17 protein-coding genes are annotated in these 19,853 nt (G+C 72.1%); 13 read left to right on the forward strand and 4 right to left on the reverse strand.

Annotated elements, in window-relative coordinates:
• The first annotated feature begins 134 nt into the window (after window positions 1-134).
• Entirely contained in the window at window positions 135-1,766 is a 1,632-nt protein-coding gene (locus tag DEJ08_RS14540; protein ID WP_111055071.1) for a dolichyl-phosphate-mannose--protein mannosyltransferase, read from the forward strand.
• Window positions 1,767-1,884: 118 nt separating this feature from the next.
• Here DEJ08_RS14540 and DEJ08_RS14545 read toward each other — a convergent pair whose 3' ends face one another.
• Entirely contained in the window at window positions 1,885-2,547 is a 663-nt protein-coding gene (locus DEJ08_RS14545; protein ID WP_035808760.1) for a TetR/AcrR family transcriptional regulator, read from the reverse strand.
• Window positions 2,548-2,718: 171 nt separating this feature from the next.
• Here DEJ08_RS14545 and DEJ08_RS14550 point away from each other — a divergent pair, with 171 nt between their 5' ends.
• The 7 genes from DEJ08_RS14550 (at window position 2,719) to DEJ08_RS14580 (ending at window position 13,271) form a co-directional block, all read left to right on the forward strand.
• Window positions 2,719-4,260 (forward strand): MFS transporter, encoded by a 1,542-nt coding sequence (locus tag DEJ08_RS14550; RefSeq protein WP_027466052.1) that lies wholly within the window; start codon window positions 2,719-2,721, stop codon window positions 4,258-4,260.
• A gap of 293 nt (window positions 4,261-4,553) precedes the next feature.
• Window positions 4,554-5,414, forward strand: coding sequence for a sulfurtransferase (locus DEJ08_RS14555; RefSeq protein WP_181436726.1), 861 nt, complete (start codon window positions 4,554-4,556; stop codon window positions 5,412-5,414).
• 51 nt (window positions 5,415-5,465) lie between these two features.
• On the forward strand, window positions 5,466-6,533 hold the full coding sequence (locus DEJ08_RS14560) for an NAD-dependent epimerase/dehydratase family protein (protein ID WP_111055072.1): 1,068 nt from the start codon (window positions 5,466-5,468) through the stop codon (window positions 6,531-6,533).
• A gap of 4 nt (window positions 6,534-6,537) precedes the next feature.
• Window positions 6,538-7,068 carry an AAA family ATPase gene (locus tag DEJ08_RS14565; RefSeq protein WP_111055073.1) on the forward strand — a complete coding sequence of 177 codons (531 nt, stop codon included), beginning with the start codon at window positions 6,538-6,540 and terminating at the stop codon, window positions 7,066-7,068.
• Between the two features lie 91 nt (window positions 7,069-7,159).
• Complete coding sequence (locus DEJ08_RS14570) at window positions 7,160-8,992, forward strand: thioredoxin domain-containing protein (RefSeq protein WP_111055074.1); 1,833 nt, start codon at window positions 7,160-7,162, stop codon at window positions 8,990-8,992.
• 39 nt (window positions 8,993-9,031) lie between these two features.
• Window positions 9,032-12,883, forward strand: coding sequence for an ATP-dependent RNA helicase HrpA (hrpA, locus tag DEJ08_RS14575; RefSeq protein WP_111055075.1), 3,852 nt, complete (start codon window positions 9,032-9,034; stop codon window positions 12,881-12,883).
• Between the two features lie 19 nt (window positions 12,884-12,902).
• Window positions 12,903-13,271 carry a VOC family protein gene (locus DEJ08_RS14580; RefSeq protein WP_181439036.1) on the forward strand — a complete coding sequence of 123 codons (369 nt, stop codon included), beginning with the start codon at window positions 12,903-12,905 and terminating at the stop codon, window positions 13,269-13,271.
• Here DEJ08_RS14580 and DEJ08_RS14585 read toward each other — a convergent pair.
• Window positions 13,252-13,809 (reverse strand): YbaK/EbsC family protein, encoded by a 558-nt coding sequence (locus DEJ08_RS14585; RefSeq protein WP_071246993.1) that lies wholly within the window; start codon window positions 13,807-13,809, stop codon window positions 13,252-13,254. The genes DEJ08_RS14580 and DEJ08_RS14585 overlap by 20 nt on opposite strands.
• A gap of 41 nt (window positions 13,810-13,850) precedes the next feature.
• On the opposite strand from DEJ08_RS14585, the gene DEJ08_RS14590 reads away from it, so the two are divergent.
• From DEJ08_RS14590 to DEJ08_RS14605, 4 genes are read left to right on the forward strand one after another with little or no spacing between them, the layout of a single operon-like run.
• The gene (locus tag DEJ08_RS14590; protein ID WP_111055077.1) at window positions 13,851-14,504 is read left to right on the forward strand and encodes a CatA-like O-acetyltransferase; all 654 of its coding nucleotides are present in this window, start codon (window positions 13,851-13,853) and stop codon (window positions 14,502-14,504) included.
• 39 nt (window positions 14,505-14,543) lie between these two features.
• The gene (locus DEJ08_RS14595) at window positions 14,544-15,566 is read left to right on the forward strand and encodes a Gfo/Idh/MocA family protein (RefSeq protein WP_111055078.1); all 1,023 of its coding nucleotides are present in this window, start codon (window positions 14,544-14,546) and stop codon (window positions 15,564-15,566) included.
• On the forward strand, window positions 15,563-16,591 hold the full coding sequence (locus DEJ08_RS14600) for a Gfo/Idh/MocA family protein (protein ID WP_111055079.1): 1,029 nt from the start codon (window positions 15,563-15,565) through the stop codon (window positions 16,589-16,591). The genes DEJ08_RS14595 and DEJ08_RS14600 overlap by 4 nt, the downstream gene beginning before the upstream one ends.
• Window positions 16,592-16,642: 51 nt before the next feature.
• A complete protein-coding gene (locus DEJ08_RS14605) occupies window positions 16,643-17,656 on the forward strand; it encodes a LacI family DNA-binding transcriptional regulator (protein WP_111055080.1) in 1,014 nt (337 codons plus the stop codon).
• A gap of 84 nt (window positions 17,657-17,740) precedes the next feature.
• On the opposite strand, the gene DEJ08_RS14610 is transcribed toward DEJ08_RS14605, so the two are convergent.
• Together DEJ08_RS14610 and DEJ08_RS14615 are read right to left on the reverse strand one after the other, a co-directional pair.
• Window positions 17,741-18,385: an esterase/lipase family protein gene (locus DEJ08_RS14610; RefSeq protein WP_349775353.1), complete on the reverse strand. Its 645-nt coding sequence runs from the start codon at window positions 18,383-18,385 to the stop codon at window positions 17,741-17,743.
• Window positions 18,386-18,510: 125 nt separating this feature from the next.
• Window positions 18,511-19,284, reverse strand: a complete 774-nt coding sequence (locus DEJ08_RS14615; protein WP_146248530.1) for an alpha/beta fold hydrolase — start codon at window positions 19,282-19,284, stop codon at window positions 18,511-18,513.
• A gap of 82 nt (window positions 19,285-19,366) precedes the next feature.
• Here DEJ08_RS14615 and DEJ08_RS14620 point away from each other — a divergent pair, with 82 nt between their 5' ends.
• Window positions 19,367-19,840 (forward strand): hypothetical protein, encoded by a 474-nt coding sequence (locus DEJ08_RS14620; RefSeq protein ID WP_111055083.1) that lies wholly within the window; start codon window positions 19,367-19,369, stop codon window positions 19,838-19,840.
• Window positions 19,841-19,853 lie beyond the last annotated feature (13 nt).

The raw sequence follows: 19,853 nt of genomic DNA on the forward strand, positions 1-19,853 counted from the left end.
GTCCCCGCACGGCGACGCCGGCGCGGTCCGGCGAGGCCCGGCGCGGCGACACCGCCGTGGCCCGGGGCAGCCGCGTCGGCGCGAGCAGCCCCGTCGCAGCGGGGACATGTGGTCGATCCGTAGGATGCTCAGCGATGACCAGCGAGCTGACCGACGACCGCACGGCCGTGCCCGACGGGCCGGTCGGCTCGCGCCTGGACGACTGGTGGGGGCGGGTGCTCTCCACGTCGCAGCGCGTCGCCGTGTGGCGGTGGACGGGTCCGCTCGCGGTGACGCTCCTCGCCGCCGTGCTGCGGCTGGTGAACCTCGGCACCCCGCACTCGCTCGTGTTCGACGAGACGTACTACGTCAAGGACGGCTGGTCGATCGTGCACCTCGGGTACGAGGGCACCTGGCCCGCGAACCCGAGCGGGGACGGCGCCCCGACGACCGACGACCGGTTCGTGCGCGGTGAGACGGACGTCTTCACGAGTGCCGCGGAGTTCATCGCGCACCCGCCGCTCGGCAAGTACCTCATCGGCCTCGGGATGCTGCTGTTCGGGGCGGACAACTCGTTCGGCTGGCGCTTCACGGTGGCCGTGCTCGGCATCGCGACGGTGTTCCTCACCGCCGTGATCGCCCGGTCGCTGTTCCGTTCGACGATGATCGGCACGCTCGCCGGGTTCCTGCTCGCGATCGACGGGCAGGCGATCGTGATGTCGCGGGTGACGCTCCTCGACGGCATCCTGACCTTCTTCGTCATCCTCGGGTTCGGGGCGCTGCTGCTCGACCGCCGACAGAGCCAACGGCGGCTCGACGAGTGGGTCGCCGCCCGCGCCGCCGCGGGCCGGACCACCCTGTGGGGGCCGGTGTTCTGGTGGCGTCCGTGGTTGTTCGCGATGGGCCTGGCCCTCGGGCTGGCGGCGGCGACGAAGTGGTCGGGGATGTACTTCCTGGCGTTCTTCGCGGTGTACTCCGTGCTGAGCGACCTGATGATGCGCCGCCGCGCCGGGGTCGAGTTCTGGTCGTCGAGCGCGCTGCTGCAGCAGGCACCGGTGTCGTTCCTGCTGACCGTGCCGATCGCCGCGGTGACCTACGTGGCGTCGTGGACCGGCTGGTTCGTCTCGAAGGACGGATGGGACCGCAACTGGCTGTCCTCGGGCGGCGACCGCTGGACCGGGCTGCTCGCCTGGGTGCCGGACAGCCTGCAGAACTGGTGGCACTACCAGTCGGAGATCTACGCCTTCAACATCGGGCTGCACACCCCGCACTCGTACCAGGCGAACCCGCTGCTCTGGCTCGTGATGCAGCGCCCCACGTCGATGTTCTACGTCGGCACGGACGCCGGGCAGGACGGCTGCTGGGCGAACCGCTGCGGCGAGGCGATCACCGGCATCGCGAACCCGTTCATCTGGTACGCCTCGGTCATCGCGACGGTGGCGCTGCTCGTGCTCTGGGTCCTGCGCCGGAAGTGGGAGTACGGCTTCGTCCTGCTCGGCGTCGCGGCGGGGTACCTGCCCTGGCTGATGTACGTCGACCGGACGGTGTTCCAGTTCTACACGATCGCCTTCGAGCCCTACATGGTGATGGCGCTGGCCGCCGCGATCGGGTTGGTGCTCGGCAGGCGGAGCGACGAACGGTCACGCCGGTCGCGGGCGATCCTGTGGGTCGGCGTGTACCTGGGCGTCGTCGTGCTGGCCTCGGTCTACTGGTACCCGATGTGGACGGCGATGCAGGTGCCGTGGGACTTCGTCCGGTCGCACTACTGGATCCCCAGCTGGCTGTAGCCGGCCTGGCAGGTCCGGCCGGTCCGGGCGCGCCAGTCGCGCTGGGCGCTCTGGTGGCGACCACCGCCGGACTGGAGGCCCGTGGCGGCGCCGCCACGGGCCTCCAGTCCGTCGCGGGTCAGGACTGCGCGTGCAGCGCGCGCTCGATCGACTCGCGGTCCAGCGGGTCGCCGAGCATCGGCGCGGTGTCGTCCGTGCCCGGCAGGACGCCCTGGATCAGGAGTTCCGCGTAGCGGCGCCAGGCATCAGGGTCGTGCTCACGGGTGGCGTCGGCGACCGCACCGACCATCGCGGTGAGCATCGGCAGGTCCCGGTAGTCGAAGCCGGGGCGGACGACGCCGGCGGTCTCGGCGCGGCCGATGATCGCGGCGACCTGGCGTTCGAGCCGGTCGCGCTCCTGCACGATGGACGGACGGGCCTTGCCGGCACGGACGATGGCGTCGGCGAGGGCACGGTCGCGTGCACGGAAGGCGAAGACGCCCATCAGGTACACCCGGAGCGCCTCACGCGGGTCGGACACGTCCGCGGCGCGCGCTGCGGCGTCGTTCATGGCCTCGAACTTGGTGGCGAGCAGCGCCTCGATCAGGGAGTCCTTGTCGGCGAACCGTCGGTAGACGGTGCCGACCCCGACGCCGGCCTCGTGCGCGATGTCGTTCAACGTGACGGAGAGCCCGCGCTCGGCGAAGCACTTGCGCGCCGTCTGCAGGATCAGCTCGCGGTTGCGCGCAGCGTCGGCGCGCAGCGGTCGCTCGAGGTCGGACACGGAGTCGGTGGTGCTCACGATCCGACCGTAGTTGCACTTTCTGGGAACAAGTGGATGCCCTCCTTCCGTTTCGGTCTACACTGACGACAAACGGATGCCTCGCATCCGGTTTCGTCACCACCACATCTCGGGAGTGCCCGACGGCGCGCACCTCCACCCCACCCTCCAACCTTCTCGAAGGAGGCTGCCGTGACGGCAGAACACACCGTGCCGACCCCCACCGGGACAGCACCCACGACTCCGGGCACCACCCCCGCCAAGAGCAACCACCGCTGGATCGCCCTGGCGGTCATCGCCCTCGCACAGCTGATGGTCGTGCTCGACGCGACCATCGTGAACATCGCCCTGCCCTCGGCCCAGGCCGACCTGGACTTCGGCACCGACCAGCGACAGTGGATCGTCACCGCGTACTCGCTGGCGTTCGGCTCGCTGCTGCTGCTCGGCGGTCGTCTCGGCGATCTGTTCGGCCGCAAGAACACCTTCATCATCGGGCTGGTCGGCTTCGCCGTCGCCTCGGTGCTCGGTGGCCTCGCCGACTCGTTCGGCCTGCTCGTCGCGGCCCGCGCACTGCAGGGTGTCTTCGGCGCGCTGCTCGCCCCGTCCGCGCTCGGCATGCTGACCACCACGTTCCGCGATCCCAAGGAACGCGGTCGCGCGTTCGGCATCTTCGGGTCCATCGCCGGCTCGGGTGCGGCCATCGGCCTGCTGCTCGGCGGCGTGCTGACCGAGTACGCCTCGTGGCGCTGGTGCCTCTACGTCAACGTCGTCTTCGCCGTGCTCGGCGTGATCGGTGCCCTCGTCTTCATGGAGAAGCCACCGAAGGTCGAGCGTCCGCGCATCGACGTCCTCGGGGTCATCACCATCACGCTCGGGCTCGTCGGCGTCGTCTACGGCTTCTCGAACGCCGAGACGAACGGCTGGGACTCCCCCGTCACGATCGCCATGCTCGCCGGCGGTGTCGTGCTGATCGCCGCGTTCGTGTTCATCGAGACCCGCGTCGCCCACCCGCTGCTGCCCCTGCGCGTCGTGCTCGACCGTGACCGCGGCGGCTCGTTCATCGCGATCGGCCTGGTCGCGATCGGCATGTTCGGCATCTTCCTGTTCCTGACCTACTACCTGGAGCAGACCCTCGGCTTCAGCTCGCTGCAGACCGGTCTCGCATTCCTGCCGATGCCGCTGTCGATCATGATCTCGGCGACGCAGATCGGTGGCCGCCTGCTGCCGCGCGTCGGGCCGAAGGTGCTCATCTTCGCTGGCGGCCTGGTCGCCGCGACCGGGCTCCTGCTGCTGCTCCGCACCGACCTGGACAGCTCCTACGCGGGCACCGTCCTGCCGGCGCTGATCGTCATCGGTCTCGGCATGGGCACGATCTTCTCGTCCGCGATGAACACCGCGACGACCGGGGTCGCCCGGGCCGACGCCGGTGTGGCCTCGGCGACGGTCAACACCATGCAGCAGATCGGTGGCTCGATCGGCACGGCGCTGCTGTCGACGATCTTCGCGGACGTCGTGTCGAACAGCCTGTCCGGGCTGACCGCCGCCCCGACCAAGCTGCAGCAGGCCCAGGCCACGCTCGACGGGTACCACGTGGCGTTCGGCATCTCGGCCGGCGTGCTCGTGCTCGTCGCCCTGGCCGGCGGACTGCTCATCAACCGGCAGTCGGTGCGGGTCGAGCGGCTCGCCCGTGCCGGGTCCGCCACGACCGGGAGCATCCCCGCCGCAGCGCACTGACGCTGGCGGTTCGCTCCGCGTCTTCGGCCCGTTCCGGTTCTGCCGGGGCGGGCCGTCGTGCGTGTGGGTGGGGGGCGGGGACACCCGTTCCACGACGATCCACCTGTCGAACGACGCGTGCATCGTCGATCGATGCGCACGCACTCGGTGCCTGCGCATGTTCCGACAGACCACTCGTCGAACGACTGGTGCATCGTCGATCACTGCCCACGCATGCACCTACCCCCACCCCCGGTTGCGCCGTGTGTCCACGTCCCTGGCCCACGTCAGGGGTGCGGATTATGGTGTGCGACATGGCCCCCGTCCTGACCTCACCACTCGTGTCGACGCAGTGGCTCGCAGACCACCTCGGTGCTGACGAGCTCGTCGTGCTCGACGCCTCGGTGCACACGGTCGGGGCCGGGTTCGACACGAGCTGGCTCCCCGGGCGGGACGCCCACGAGCAGCGCGGCCACGTGCCCGGCGCCCGCTTCGCCGACCTGATCGACGACTTCTCCGCCGCCGACGCCGACGTCCCGTTCACCCGCCCCGGCGCCGAGCGCTTCGAGGTCGCCGCGGCACAGCTCGGCGTGACGAACACCTCGACCGTGGTGGTCTACGACGACAGCGTCGGCGAGTGGTCGGCACGCCTGTGGTGGATCTTCCGTTCGTTCGGCTTCGACTCGGTCGCGGTGCTCGACGGTGGCTTCACGAAGTGGCGCGACGAGGGCCGCCCGGTCCGCGTGGGCGCACTCCACACTCGCGCGACGCCGTCCGACCCCGATGCCGGTGCGTTCCTGGCCGGCGAAGAACGTGCGCTCTGGGCCGACCACGACCGCGTCACCCGTGCGGTCTCCGGCGAAGAGCCGGCATCCCTGGTGTTCGCCGCGCCCTGGGCGGCCCTCGGCGACGACCACCCGCCGATCGTGCCGGGCAGCACCTCGATCACGGCGGACACCCTGGTGGACCCCGAGACGAACGCGTACCTGCGCGGCGCCGAGCTCGAGCGGGCCTTCGCCGCGGTGATCGGTGCCGACGAGATCGTCACGTACTGCGGGGTGGGCAGCGCCGCGTGCGTCGACGCCCTCGCCCTGACGGTGCTCGGACACGACCGGGTGAAGGTCTACGACGGTTCGCTGGCCGACTGGTGGCGGCACGAGCAGCTCGCCTCCTGACGGAACCGATCGAGGACCGTCGGCCGTGCCGCGCCGCACTACCGTTGCACCATGAGCACCAGACGCGCGGTCATCCTCGGCGGCACCGGCGGGATCGGCTCGGCCGTCGCACGAGAGCTCCTCGACGCCTCCGGCCGCGGCGGCGACGACTGGCAGGTGGAAGTCCTCGCACGCCGAGGCGGCCCCGCAGCGGACGCCCTGACCGCTTCCGGCGCCACGTTCACGCCCGGCGACCGCCGCGACCGTTCCGTCCTGCGCGACCTGCTCCGCCCCGGAGCCGATCTGCTCGTCGACACCGTCGGCCTGACCCGCGACGACGCACAGCAGCTCCTGCCGTTCCTCGACGACGTCGGCTCGACCGTCTTCGTGTCGTCCAGGTCGGTGTACGCCGACGAGCAGGGACGGCACGCGAACTCGCTCGACAAGCCGGTGTTCGGCGGCGCGGTCACCGAGATCCAGCCCACGGTCGCCGCCGGGGACGGTGACCCGACGAGTCGTGACGGCTACGGCGCCGCGAAGGTGGCGGCCGAGCAGGTCCTGCTCGACCACGGCGCCCCGGTCACGGTGCTCCGCCCGTCGAAGGTGTACGGCGTCGGCATCGGCCGCCCACGGGAGTGGTTCGTCGTCCGCCGTGTGCTCGACGGCCGGGAGCGCATCCTGCTCGCCGACCACGGCCGCGGCGTCGACCACACGACGGCGGCGAGCGGCATCGGTTCGCTCGTCCGGCTCGTCGCGGACGCGCCGGACCGCCGGATCCTCAACGTCGCGGACGCCTCGGCCCCGACCGCGCTCGAGATCGTGCGGACGATCGCCGGACACCTGGACCACCGGTTCGACGAGGTCCTGCTCGACGAGGACGCGCCCGCGTTCGTGGGCGGCACGCCGTGGTCGTCACGACCGCCGTTCGTCCTCGACACCACGGCGGCACGCGCCCTGGGTTGGGAACCGCCGCAGTTCGCGACCGCCGTCGCCCCGGAACTGGCATGGCTGGTCGAGACCGCCCACGCGACGCCCGCCGACGGCGACGTCCCGTGGGCCGACGACCCGTTCTGGGAGCACATGTTCGACTACGGCCCCGAGGACGCCGCACTCGCACTCCTCTCCCTCAACCTGGGCTGACACGGTGCCCCGGTCCGAGGTCCTGTTCATCGGCGGACGTTCCGGCGTGGGCAAGTCCACGGCAGCCGAGGCACTGCACGACCTGCTCGTCGCGGCGGACGTCCAGCACGCGGTGATCGAGGGCGACCTGCTCGACCTCGCGCACCCGGCACCGCACGTCGAACACCCCGACGCCCACCTGGCCGAGCGGAACCTCGCCGCGATCTGGGCCGGCTACCGGGCGATCGGGCACCACCGGCTCGTCTCCACGAACACCGTGTCCGTGCTCGAGCACGAGCGCCTCGCTGCAGCGATGGGCGACGATCCGCTGGTCAGCCTCGTCCTGCTCCGCGCATCCGACGACACGACCGCCGACCGGCTCGCACGACGAGCGGGCGGTGCGGTCCCGCAGGCGCAGCTCGCGCACAGCACGCGGACGGCCGGGAGGCTCGACTCGGCCACGGCGGACACGGTCACCCGGGTGGACACCGACGGCCAGAGCCCCGCCCAGGTGGCCGCACGGCTCGCGTCGATCACGGGCTGGCTCGAGCGCTGATCTCCCCGCACGACCTGTGCAGAGTGGGCGTTCCGTCCACAGTTGTCCCCGGGCGGTGGTCCGCCCAGTCGGCTGCGGGCACGCTGGAGCCATGAACGACAACCGCCTCGGCACCTCGGTCAGCCCCTACCTGCGTCTGCACGCCGACAACCCTGTCGACTGGCGCGAGTGGGGTCCCGAGGCGTTCGCCGAAGCGCGCGAGCGCGGGGTCCCGGTGCTGGTGTCGGTCGGGTACGCCACGTGCCACTGGTGCCACGTGATGGCGCGCGAGAGCTTCGACGACCCGGAGATCGGCGAGCTGCTCCGGCGGGACTTCGTGTCGGTGAAGGTCGACCGCGAAGAACGGCCGGACGTCGACGCGAGCCTGATGGCCTCTGCGAGTGCGTTCACGCAGCAGCTCGGCTGGCCGCTGACGACGTTCCTGACGCCCGACGGCCACGTCTTCTTCGCGGGGACGTACTTCCCACCCACTCCCGTCGGGCAGGTCCCGGCGTTCCGGCAGATCCTGGCCGCGGTGCTCGACGCCTGGACCGAGCGTCGGCACGAAGTCGACGCGAACGCGTCGGCCATCGCGACGGCGATCCGGCAAGGCGCCGTGGCGGACGCTGCCACCCGCTCGGGCGAGGGCGGTATCGGAGCCGACCCGGGCCTCCCGTCCGTCGATGCCATCCGGGCCGTCACGGACCAGCTGTCCCAGGCAGAGGACACCACCTACGGTGGTTTCGGCGGCGCGCCGAAGTTCCCGAGCACACCGCTGCTCGAGTTCCTCGCCGACGCGGCGGCCGACGGCGACGCCGAGGCCGACGGGTTGCTCGACCGGTCGTTGCACGCGATCCGCGCGTCCGAGCTGACCGACGCCGACGGCGGCGTCTTCCGGTACGCCACCAAGCGCGACTGGAGCGTGCCGCACTACGAACGGATGCTCTACGACAACGCGGGGCTGCTCGCGGTCGCGGGTGCCGAACAGGCCCGCGGCATCGCCGACTTCCTCCGCGACACCCTGCGCCGTGCCGACGGGGCGTTCGTCGCCGCGCAGGACAGCGAGTCGACCATCGACGGCCGTCGGGTCGAGGGCGAGTGGTACCGCCGACCGATCGCCGAGCGCGCCCAGCTCGACCCGCCACCGCTGGACGACCAGGTGCTCACGGGCTGGAACGGCCTGGCGATCCGGGGGCTGGCGATCGCCGGCGCACGGCACGGCGACCCGGAACTCGTCGCGCTCGCGCGGGGCGCGGCCGACGCGGTCCTCTCCGCACACGTGCAGGACGACCACGTGACGGTGCGGTCCAGCACACCGCGCGGGGTGTCCTCCGCACCGGCCACCGTCGAGGACGTCGGACTGCTCGCCGAAGGGCTGCTCGAACTGGCCCTGGTGACGGGCGAGGTCTCCTACGCGACCGTCGCACGCTCGCTCGTCGACGACGGCCTGGCCGAGCGCTTCGACGTCGACCCGGTGCTGGCCGCAGCGGGGACGGCCACAGGGGAACAGCCGCAGACGGCGATGCGGTCCGGCACCGTGGCGCTGGCGTCGGCCGCCGCGACGCTCGGGGCACTGACGGGTGACGAGGCACTGCGGGTCGCCGCGGCACGACTCATCGCCGACCGCGCCCGCACCGGGACCGAGCGACCCCTCGGTCACGCGGATGCCCTCGGTGTCACCCTCGCCCTGCAACGGCCGTCGCGCGAGATCGTCGTCGTCACGAGCGGCACCGACGACCCGATGCGGGCCGTGGCACACCGTGGTCGGCGCCCCGGTACGGTCGTCGCCACCACGACGCCGGAGCAGGCACGCGACTGGGCCGAGGCGGGGTTCTCGTTGTTCGAGGGACGCGACGTGCTCGACCCTGCTGCGTACGTCTGCCACGACCGGGTGTGCGAACTGCCGTCCCGGTCGGCGGACGCCCTGGCCCAGCAGATCGCCTGACGCGCCTCCCGCCCGGCGCGCCTGTATCCTGGAATGCTCATGTCTTCTCCGCTGCCCGTCATCACGTACCCGCCCGAACTGCCGGTCTCGCAGCGGCGGGACGACATCGCGGCTGCCATCCGTGACAACCAGGTGGTCATCGTCGCCGGGGCCACCGGCTCGGGCAAGACGACGCAGCTGCCGAAGATCTGCCTCGAGCTCGGTCGTGAGCACATCGGGCACACCCAGCCCCGGCGGATCGCGGCACGGACCATCGCCGAACGTGTGGCGGAAGAACTGGGCGGCGGGGAGCTCGGCGGGCTCGTCGGCTACCAGGTCCGTTTCACCGACAAGGTGAGCTCCGAGACCCGCGTGAAGCTGATGACCGACGGCATCCTGCTGAACGAGATCCACTTCGACCGCGACCTGAAGCGGTACGACACGATCATCATCGACGAGGCGCACGAGCGGTCCCTGACGATCGACTTCCTGCTGGGTTACCTGAAGCGGCTGCTCCCCCGTCGCCCCGACCTGAAGCTCATCATCACGAGTGCGACGATCGACCCGGAGTCGTTCTCGAAACACTTCGACGACGCCCCCATCATCGAGGTGTCCGGCCGCACCTACCCGGTCGAGATCCGGTACCGCCCCCTCGTCGCCGAAGACCAGGACGACGACGCCGACGACGAGTCGGACTCCCGCACCGGCGACAGCGGCAACGCAGCCGACGACCGCGACACCCTGCAGGGCATCACCGACGCCCTCGACGAGCTGGCACAGGAGGACCCGGGCGACGTGCTCGTGTTCCTGTCCGGCGAGAACGAGATCCGCGACGCGCAGGACGCGATCGAGGGCAAGCGCTACCCGGGCACCGAGGTCCTGCCGCTGTACGGCCGCCTGTCCGCCGCCGACCAGCACCGGGTCTTCGAGCGCCGGCACACCCCGGGCATCCGCCGTCGTGTCGTCCTCGCCACGAACGTCGCCGAGACCTCACTGACCGTGCCCGGCATCAAGTACGTGATCGACACGGGTACGGCACGCATCTCGCGGTACTCCCCGCGGGCCAAGGTGCAGCGCCTGCCGATCGAGGCGATCTCGCAGGCCAGCGCCAGTCAGCGCTCCGGTCGAGCGGGCCGCACGAGTGCCGGCATCGCGATCCGGCTCTACTCCGAAGACGACTTCGGCCGGCGCCCCGAGTACACCGACCCCGAGATCCTCCGCACGAACCTCGCCGCGGTGATCCTGCAGATGATCTCGCTCGGCTTCGGGGACATCGAGTCGTTCCCGTTCCTGCAACCGCCGGACAGCCGGGGTGTGAAGGACGGCCTCGACCTGCTCCGCGAGCTCCGCGCCGTCGACAAGGACGGCCGCATCACCAAGTCCGGGCGACAGCTGACCCGGCTGCCGATCGACCCCCGGCTCGGTCGCATGGTGCTCGAGGCCGGGCGGCAGGGCGTCGGGCGCGAGGTCATCGCCATCGTCAGCGCCCTGAGCATCCAGGACCCCCGCGAGCGGCCCCTCGAGAAGCGTGCGCACGCCGACCAGCTGCACGCCCGGTTCGCCGACCCGACGAGTGACTTCCTGACCCTGCTGAACCTCTGGAACCACATCGAGGAGCAGCAGGAGGAACTGTCGTCGAGCGCGTTCCGCCGGCTGTGCAAGGCCGAGTTCCTGAACTACCTGCGCATCCGCGAGTGGCAGGACCTGTACCGGCAGCTCTCCCGTGCCGCGAAGCAGGTCGACGTCCGAGTCGGGCAGGCCCGCTCCGACGACGGCGACGCCGTGCACCGCGCGCTGCTCTCCGGACTCCTCAGCCAGATCGGGCTGCGCGACCGCGAGAAGCGCGACTACCTGGGCTCGCGGAACACCCGGTTCGTGGTGTTCCCGGGCAGCGTGCTCGCGAAGAAGCAGCCGGACGCCGTGATGGCCGCCGAGCTCGTCGAGACGAGCCGGTTGTTCGCTCGGACCGTCGGCCGGATCGACCCCGCCTGGGTGGAGCCGCTCGCCGGTGACCTGCTCAAGCGCACCTACGGCGAACCGCACTGGGAGAAGAAGCAGGGGGCGGTCGTCGCCTACGAGCGCGTGACCCTGTTCGGCGTCCCGATCGTGCAGCGCCGCCGCGTGCAGTACTCGCGGATCGACCCGGAACACTCCCGCGAGCTCTTCATCCGGCACGCCCTGGTCGAGGGTGAGTGGGAATCGCAGCAGGCCTTCGACCGCGCCAACCGGAAGCTCCGCAAGGAACTCGAGCAGCTCGAGGAACGCACCCGCCGCCGGGACATCCTGCTCGACGACGAGAACGTCTACGAGTTCTACGACGCCCGCATCCCAGCCGACGTCGCCACGACCCGCGACTTCGAGGGGTGGTGGCGGACCACCCGCCGTGAGCAGCCGGACCTGCTCACGATGCGCCGGTCGGACCTGCTGGACGAATCAGCGGCCGAGGCCGCCGAGGACGACGTCGAGTACCCGACCCAGTGGCGGAGCGGCGACCAGCGTCTCGCCATCCAGTACCGCTTCGAGCCCGGCGCACAGGACGACGGCGTCAGCGTGCAGGTCCCCCTCGCGCTCCTGCCACGGATGCGTGAAGAGGGCTTCGACTGGCAGGTGCGCGGCCTCCGCAAGGAACTCGTCACCGCGCTCATCAAGTCGCTGCCGAAGCAGATCCGCAAGAACGTCGTGCCCGCTGCCGACTGGGCCGAGAAGATCGTCGCCGAGCTGCCCGACGACGCCCCGACCGAGCCGACGGAGTCGTTCCGCGCCACCCTCGCCAAGGCGATCCAGCGCATGACCTACGTCCCGGTCTCCGAGTCCGACTTCGACCTGTCCCGCGTCCCCGCGCACCTGCTGCCGACGTGGGCCGTGGTCGACGAGCGTGGTCGCCGGGTCGAGACCGGCAAGGACCTGTCGGCCCTGCAGACCAAGCTCAAGGACCGGACCCAGCAGAGCGTCGCCTCCGCCACGGCGAAGGGCGCAGGACGGACCGGAGGCGCGGCTCGCGTCGCATCCGCCGGCGCCGGTCGCCCGCTGGAACAGTCCGGACTCACCGCCTGGCCCGACCAGGACCTGCCGCAGACCCTCGACACCAAGCAGGCGGGCGGCGTCATCCGCGCGTACCCGTCCCTGGTCGAGGAAGGCAGGGGTCCGAAGGCGACCGTCGGCGTGCAGCTGCTCGCCACCCCGTCCGACCGCGTCGTCCGGATGCCTGCCGGGGTCCGCCGTCTGGTGATGCACGCGGTGCCGTCGCCCGTGTCGTACATCCAGTCGCACCTGACCGCGCAGGAGAAGCTCGCGCTCGCCGCCAGCCCCTACCCGTCGACCGCCGCGCTGTTCGACGACGTCCTGGCCGCCGTGGTCGACGCCGGCATCCGTCGGGCCCACCCGGACGGCCTCGTCTTCACGAAGGCCGAGTTCGAGTCGGTCCGCGATGCCGTGTCGGCCTCCGTCGTCGACACGATGTTCACCGCCGTGTCCGAGGTCGCGGCGGCCCTGGCCGCGCAGCGCTCCGCCGAACGGGCACTCAAGCAGGCGAACTCGATGTCGCTGCTCGCCGCCCTCAGCGACATGCGGCAGCAGATGGAGCGCCTGGTGTTCCCCGGGTTCGTCGCCGTCGCGGGGCTCGACCGGCTGCGCCGCATCCGCGTCTACCTGCAGGGCATCGAGGCCCGCGTGCAGAAGCTGCTGCAGAACCCCGGGCGAGACGCCACCTGGATGCGCGAGGTCACCGTGGCGACCGACCGCTACACCGATGCCGGCGGTGCCTTCCCGCCCGCGGTCGGGGCGCACCCGGAGCTCGTGCACGCGCGGTGGATGCTCGAGGAGTTCCGGCTCAGCCTGTTCGCGCAGGAACTCGGAACCGCCGAGACCGTCTCGTTGCAGCGGATCACGAAGGCCCTGACCGCCGCGCGCTGATGGGTCTACCGTGTCGGCCATGATCGGCACACTCGACGTCGTCGTCCTGGACTGCCCGGACACCCGCGCCCTCGCCCGCTTCTACGCCGAGCTGCTCGGCGGGGAGATCGTCGGCTTCGACGAGGACTGGGCGGAGCTCGCCCTCCCGTTCACCGACCACCGTCCGATCCTGGCGTTCCAGCAGGTCGACGACTACCGGGCGCCGGACTGGCCGGGGCAGACGGTCCCGCAGCAGAGCCACCTCGACGTGAAGGTCGACGACCTGGACGACGGCGAGGCCGCGGTGCTCGCGATCGGTGCGACGGCCACGGGGGCGGGCACGGAGACGTTCCGCGTCTACCTCGACCCCGCGGGGCACCCGTTCTGCCTCATCCGGCCGTCGGACTGACCGGTTCAGTCGCCAGGCCCTCGACCACGGTGACGTTCGGCAGTGCGGTGAGTGCTGCGCCGGGTAGGAACAGCTTCGCGGCGCGGCGCCCGGCGCCGATGACTACCTCGGGGGCGTCGAGGACGCGCGCGTCGATGTAGAGCGGCCACGACGACGGCAGCCCGATCGGGGTGATGCCGCCGTACTCCATGCCGGTCAGCTCGACCGCTTCGTCCATCGGGGCGAAGCTCGCCTTGCGGACGTCGAGCAGTTGCTTCACGACCCGGTTCACGTCGAGCTTCGTCGATGCGAGGACGACGCAGGCGGCGTAGCGGACCTCGTCGCCGCGCTTCCCTGCGACGACGATGCAGTTCGCGCCGCCGGCCAGCGGGTAGCCGTACGCCTCCGAGAACGCGGCGGTGTCGGCCAGGTCGGCGTCGATCGGGGCGCCCTCGATCTTCATGACGACCTCGGTCGGCAACGCGACGAGGGCTTCGGCGACGGGGATCGCGAGGAATCCGGTGGCGACCAGGGCGGGAACACGTTCGAGCGTCGGCATGGCTCCACCGTAGGGAAGCGATCCCGCACGAGGGTGGAGCCATGACCGAACTCCGGGCGATCGACGTCGACCAGTGGCCCCGCCGGGAGCACTTCGAGCACTACCGGCGCCGGGTGCCCTGCGCGTACGAGGTGACCGTCGAACTCGACGTCACCGCCTTCGTCGCGCGCGTCCGAGCGACCGGCCGTCGGACCTACGCGTCGCAGCTCTGGGCGATCGCGACCGTGGTGAACCGGCACGACGAGTTCCGGATGCAGCTGCTGGACGACGGCTCCCCCGCCGTGTGGGACTGCGTCCACCCGATGTTCACCGTGTTCCACCCGGACACCGAGACGTTCTCCGCCCTGGTCGTGCCGTACGACGAGGACTTCGGCACCTTCCACGACGCCGCGGTGTCGACGATGGCGCAGTACCGGGACGACACCCGGATGTTCCCGCAGGACGACCGGCCCGGCAACGTGTTCGACGTCTCGACCCTGCCGGGGGCGTCGTTCACCGGCTTCTCGCTCCAGGTGCGCGACGGCTGGGACCACCTGCTGCCGATCATCACGCTCGGCGGGTACCGGACCACTGGTGACCGGACGCTGCTGCCGCTGGCGTTGCACGTCGACCACGCCGCTGCCGACGGCTTCCACACGACCCGGCTGCTGCGCGAGCTCGAGGAGCTGTTCGCCGACCCCGGCTGGCTCGGCTGACCTTGCCCGCCGTCCCACCGCATCTCCTACGCTGACCCCATGACGTCGCAGTCGGACTCCCCCGCCCGCAAACGCATCGGGCTCGTCGGCGCGGGCGGCATCTCCGTCGCCCACCTGCCCGGGCTGCTCCGTCTGGGCGACGTGGTGGTGCACGCTCGCGAGGGCGCCCACGAACTCGTCGCCGCGTTCACCGACACCGCCCGGGCCGAGGGCAGCACGATCACCGTCGCCGACAGCCTCGACGAGCTCCTCGCCGCGGTCGACGTCGTCGACGTGGTGGTCCCGACGCACGCCCACGCCGAGGTCGTCCGTGCGGCGATCGCGGCCGGCAAGGACGTCGTCTCCGAGAAGCCCCTGGCCCGGACCGACGCGGACGCGGCGGACCTGGCAGCCCGCGCTGCGGACGCAGGCGTGCAGCTCTACCCGGCCCAGGTGGTGCGCTGGTTCCCCGCGTACGCGCGCCTGCACGAGGCCGCGACCACGGGCCTCCTGGGCGACCTGGCGGTGTTGCGGTTCTCGCGGTCCGGCGCCTTCCCCACCCACGTCCCCTGGTTCGGCGACCGCGCCCTGTCGGGCGGGATCGTGATGGACCAGATGATCCACGACCTGGACATCGCGCGCTGGGTGGCGGGCGAGGTGACCCGCCTGTCGGCGGTGAGCGTCCGCGCGGGTTCCGAGGCCGAGCCGGTCGAGGCGGCGCACGTCCTGCTCACGCACGAATCGGGTGCGATCAGCCACGTCGCCGGGCTGTGGGGGCCGCAGCACCTCGCCTTCACGACCGAGTACTCGGTGACGGGGACGCTCGGCAGCCTGTCGCACTCGTCCCGGGCCGAGGAGGACACCCGGAGTGACCTGGCGGCACCGGCTTCCGTGGACGGTTTCCTGCCGGCGGTGGACCCGGCGGACGACCCGTACGCGCTGGAGCTCGCCGACTTCCTCGCCGCGTTCGACGGTGGTGCACCGCCCCGGGTGACCGTGGACGACGGCGTCGCCGCGGTGCGGATCGCGAACGCGGCGATCGCCTCGATCGAGTCCGGCCAGCCGGTCGAGGTCGCGCGGTGACGCTCCGGGTCGGGGTGCTCTCCTTCGCCCACACGCACGCCATCAGCTACCTCGGCGCCCTGGCGGCGATGCCCGACGTCGAGGTGCGCGGCACGGATCCGGACGGCACCTCGACGGGGACGGAACTCGGCGACCTGCGCGGCGCCGAACTGGCACGCGCGCTCGGCGTCGGGTACGCGGACTCCGTCGACGAGCTGCTCGCCTGGGGTCCGGACGCGGTGATCGTCACGAGCGAGAACGCGCGGCACCGCGAGTTCGTCGAGCTCGCGGCGGCAGCGGGGGCACACGTGCTCTGCGAGAAGCCGCTCGCGACCTCGTGGCAGGACGGCCTCGCCATCCGCGATGCGGTGGACCGCGCCGGGGTGCTGCTGATGACGGCGTTCCCGGTGCGCTTCGCCTCGGCGTTCGACCGGCTGCGCGCGACGCGGGACTCCGGCGCACTCGGCACGGTGTTCTCGGTGCGGGGCGCGAACAACGGCATGCTCCCGCTCGCCCGGGACTGGTTCACCGACGTCCGACTGAGCGGAGGCGGCGCCCTCGTCGACCACGTCGTGCACGTCGCCGACCTGATCGACGGGCTGACCGGAGCGGCACCGGTGTCCGTCACCGCCGTCACCAACCGGGTGCTGCACGCGGACCGCGCGAACGCCGAGACCGCGGGCCTGGTGACCATCACCTACGACGACGGCACGATCGCGGCGATCGACTGCTCGTGGAGCCGACCGGACACGTCGCCCGTGTGGGGTGGGCTGACGCTCGACGTCGCCGGGACGGGCGGCACGGTGTCGGTGGACTTCTTCGGGGCGGCTGCTCGCGGACTCGACGCGGTCGGGGGCCGACCGATCGAACTCCGGTACGGACCCGACCACGACCTGCCGATGCTCCGGACGTTCCTGGCGGCGGTGCGGTCCGGGGAGCAGCCGCAGCCGGACGTCGGGGTCGGACTCCGGACGCTGTCGATCGTGCTGGCGGCGCAGGAGTCGGTGCGGACGGGCAGGACGGTCCCGGTGCAGGTCGCGGGCTGAGCGCTGCCCTGCTCCGCACCGTCGCCACCGCCCCGCGCTACGCTCGTCCCGATGCGCGCAACCGTGCGGGACGTGGCCGCCCTCGCCGGGGTGTCCCCGAAGACCGTCTCCAACGTCGTCAACGGCGGCGTGGTCGTGCGCCCGGAGACCCGTGAACGCGTCGAGCGGGCGGTCGCCGAGCTCGACTACGTGCCGAACCTGTCCGCCCGCGGGCTCCGGAACGGCCGCTCCGGAGCCATCGCGTTGACGCTGCCGGAGATGGGCAGCGCCTACTCCGCCGAACTCGCGCAGTCCTTCGTGGAACTCGCCCGCGAACGCGGCTGGGTCGTGCAGCTCGAGCAGACCGGCAACGACCCGGCCCGCGAACGCGAACTGGTCTCCCGTGCCCGGGCACACCTGGTGGACGGGCTGATCCTGAACCCGGTGTCCCTCAGCGCGAGCGTCCTGGCCTCGACCGAGGGGCTGCCGCCGACCGTCGTCATCGGCGAGGTCGAGCCCGAGCACGTCGACCAGGTGCACGTCGACAGCCGCGCGGCGGCCGAGCAGGTCACCGAACACCTCATCGCACACGGGCACCGGCGCATCGCGATCGTCGGGGCGTCACCGGAGGGCGCCGCGACGGCGACGAGCGAGCTCCGCGAACGCGGCTACACCGCCGCGCTCGCCGCCGCCGGCATCACGCCCGACCCGTCGCTCCGGGTCCCGCTGCCGTCGTGGACCACGAGTTCCGCGGCGACGACCTTCGCGGCCTGGCTCGACGAGCACCCCCTGCCCGACGCCGTCTTCGCCTTCACCGACTCGATCGCGTTCGGGGTGCTGCACGTCCTGGCCGCCCGCGGGGTCCGGGTTCCCGAGCAGGTCAGCGTCATCGGGTTCGACGACGTCGACGCGGCCGCGTACGCGATCCCGTCGCTCAGCACGGTGTCGTTCGACCGTCGGGCCTTCGCGACGGCGGCGCTCGACCTGCTGACCCGACGGATCGCGGACCGCGGGGCAGCGCCGGAGACCGTCGTCGTGCCGCACCGGATCGTCGAGCGCGCGAGCGTCGCCGGCCGCCCGCGCTGACGCCACTGCCGCGCCGCGCCGCCGCTGCCACGCCGTTTCGCGCTGGCCGACACCTCACGCGGTCGCGCGCCCACGAAGTGTCGCTCAGCGCGAAAGACCGCCGGAGCCGCCGCCGGAGCCGCCCCCGCCCGGGTCCGCCGCCGCCAGCACCGCCGACCGCGTCCGCGCATCACCGAGGATCCGGAAGTGCCCACCCACCGGCAGCCGCACGTTCGTCGCCCCCTGGAGCTCGCTCCCCTCGGGGATGAGCGTGTCGAACACCCCGTACACCGAGGTGATCCGCGCGTTCGCGTCGAGTTCCCGCGCCAGCCCCGCCAGCACCGGATCAGCCGCCCGGAACGCCCGCAGGTGCGGCACCGGCGCGAGCCGCGCGTAGACCGAGCCCGCGAAGGGCGTCGACACCGCGACCATCCGGTCGATGCGCTCGTGCTGGTCGAGCTGCGTCATCGCGTACTTGCCGATCAGCCCGCCCTTGCTGTGTGCGAGCACGAGCACGTTCCGCAGGTCCTGTTCCTCCAGGGTCGCGATCACCTCGCGCGCCGAGTCCGGCACGGGTCGCAGGTTGTGCCGCAGGACGGGCAGCACGTGCACCGGGTGTCCCCGGTCGTGGAGCGCGTCCATCAGCGGCCGCATGAAGTGCCAGGTCTCGTAGACGCCGGGGACCACGACGACGGGCTGCCCGGCGCCGGTCCGGTAGTCGTCCGCGGTGGTCGGGCCCAAGCTGCGCACCTGCCAGCGTGCCGCGTACCCCCAGTCGAGTGCGGCCCACCACGCGCGTCGCACCAGCGGGACACGGCCTGGAGGCCCGGATCGCGCCGTCCGCGCCGCCTCCGTCCCCGACGTGGTCGGCCGGGTCATCGCAGCCCCTCCAGGCGCTCGGCGCTGCGGAACGTCTCGAGGAGGCGTGCGAAGGCGTCCGGCTGCCGTTCCTGCACGTGGTGCGGGCCGGCCAGTTCCACGAAGGTGCCGTTCGGCGCAGCGGCCGCGACCCGAGCCGACCAGTCGTGCCGCGCGATCGGGTCCTGGGCGCCGCGGACGACGAGGACGGGCTGCATCACCTCGGCGATCGTCTGCTCGGTCGGGTAGCGGAGCATCGGCCCGAGCTCACGCGTGTACTGCCGCATGCTCCGCAGGTAGTCGGTGACCAGGACGCCGTTCATCCGGACCCCCTCGACGAACCCGTCGCGGCCCAGGTCGAGCGCCTGCAGCGGGAGCGATCGCCGCTCGGAGTCGATCACCGGACCGACGAGCACGATCGCCGCGACGGTCTCCGGGTGGCGCCGGGCGGACTCGACCACGACCTGGGCACCCATCGACTGCCCGACGAGCACCAGGTCGCCGTCGACCAGGTGGCGGACCGCCCGAACGACCACGTCGCCGAGCTCCTCGATGGGCAGCCGCCGACCGGCCGCGGGCAGCCAGCCGAACCCCGGCAGGTCGACGCTGATCGTGCGGTGCTCGGCGGCGACGGCGCGCTGCGACCGAGCGAAGGACCGGTGCGACATCCCGATGCCGTGGACGAACACGACGGTGGGGTCGGTGTCGTCGCGGACCGGCTCTCGCGCCGCCATGGTGTGCAGGCGCACGGGCAACCCGTCGATCCGGACGGTCTCCACAGCAGCGCGCACGAGCCGAGGCTACGCGGCGGTTCGCAGCACCGGGTCAGCCTCGTCATCGGCCGCACATAGCCGGGCCGTGTGCACTCCTGGCATGAGCGACACCACTCCCACCAACGGCCACGGACCGGACGGCTCCGACCCGGCGAACCGGGCGACCACGCCGACCGGCTGGGGCGCCGCCCCGACCCCGACGTCGACCTCCACGCTCGACGCCCCCGCGCCGCAACAGCAGCAGCCGTACCGCGCGGATGCCGGCGCCACGACCCCGGGCGCCTGGGACTCCACCGCCCCGAACGGCACCACCCCCTGGTACGGAGCCGCAGCCGGCGCCGCGAGCCCGACCAACCGCCGCAACACCGGCCCGAAGCCCCCGTGGTTCTGGCCGCTCCTCGCCGCGATCGTCGGACTCGCCGCACTGCTCGTCGGCGGAGGCGTCGGGTTCGCCATCGGCCACGCGATCGGTGCGGACCGGACGCAGTCGACCACGCAGGTACCCGGCACGAACCGGTTCCCGGGCAACGGCACCGGCCAGGCCCCCGGCAGCACCGACGGCACCGGGAGCTGACCGGCGGGTACGA

Origin of the sequence: Curtobacterium sp. MCLR17_054 (assembly GCF_003234335.2) — a bacterium.
GTDB lineage: Bacteria > Actinomycetota > Actinomycetes > Actinomycetales > Microbacteriaceae > Curtobacterium > Curtobacterium flaccumfaciens.

Excerpts from the sequence above, each read along its gene's own strand:
- DEJ08_RS14540 (WP_111055071.1), top strand. The coding sequence starts at position 135 with ATGACCAGCGAGCTGACCGACGACCGCACGGCCGTGCCCGACGGGCCG.
- DEJ08_RS14555 (WP_181436726.1), top strand. The coding sequence starts at position 4,554 with ATGGCCCCCGTCCTGACCTCACCACTCGTGTCGACGCAGTGGCTCGCA.
- DEJ08_RS14560 (WP_111055072.1), top strand. The coding sequence starts at position 5,466 with ATGAGCACCAGACGCGCGGTCATCCTCGGCGGCACCGGCGGGATCGGC.
- DEJ08_RS14570 (WP_111055074.1), top strand. The coding sequence starts at position 7,160 with ATGAACGACAACCGCCTCGGCACCTCGGTCAGCCCCTACCTGCGTCTG.
- hrpA (WP_111055075.1), top strand. The coding sequence starts at position 9,032 with ATGTCTTCTCCGCTGCCCGTCATCACGTACCCGCCCGAACTGCCGGTC.
- DEJ08_RS14580 (WP_181439036.1), top strand. The coding sequence starts at position 12,903 with ATGATCGGCACACTCGACGTCGTCGTCCTGGACTGCCCGGACACCCGC.
- DEJ08_RS14585 (WP_071246993.1), bottom strand. The coding sequence starts at position 13,809 with ATGCCGACGCTCGAACGTGTTCCCGCCCTGGTCGCCACCGGATTCCTC.
- DEJ08_RS14590 (WP_111055077.1), top strand. The coding sequence starts at position 13,851 with ATGACCGAACTCCGGGCGATCGACGTCGACCAGTGGCCCCGCCGGGAG.
- DEJ08_RS14595 (WP_111055078.1), top strand. The coding sequence starts at position 14,544 with ATGACGTCGCAGTCGGACTCCCCCGCCCGCAAACGCATCGGGCTCGTC.
- DEJ08_RS14605 (WP_111055080.1), top strand. The coding sequence starts at position 16,643 with ATGCGCGCAACCGTGCGGGACGTGGCCGCCCTCGCCGGGGTGTCCCCG.
- DEJ08_RS14620 (WP_111055083.1), top strand. The coding sequence starts at position 19,367 with ATGAGCGACACCACTCCCACCAACGGCCACGGACCGGACGGCTCCGAC.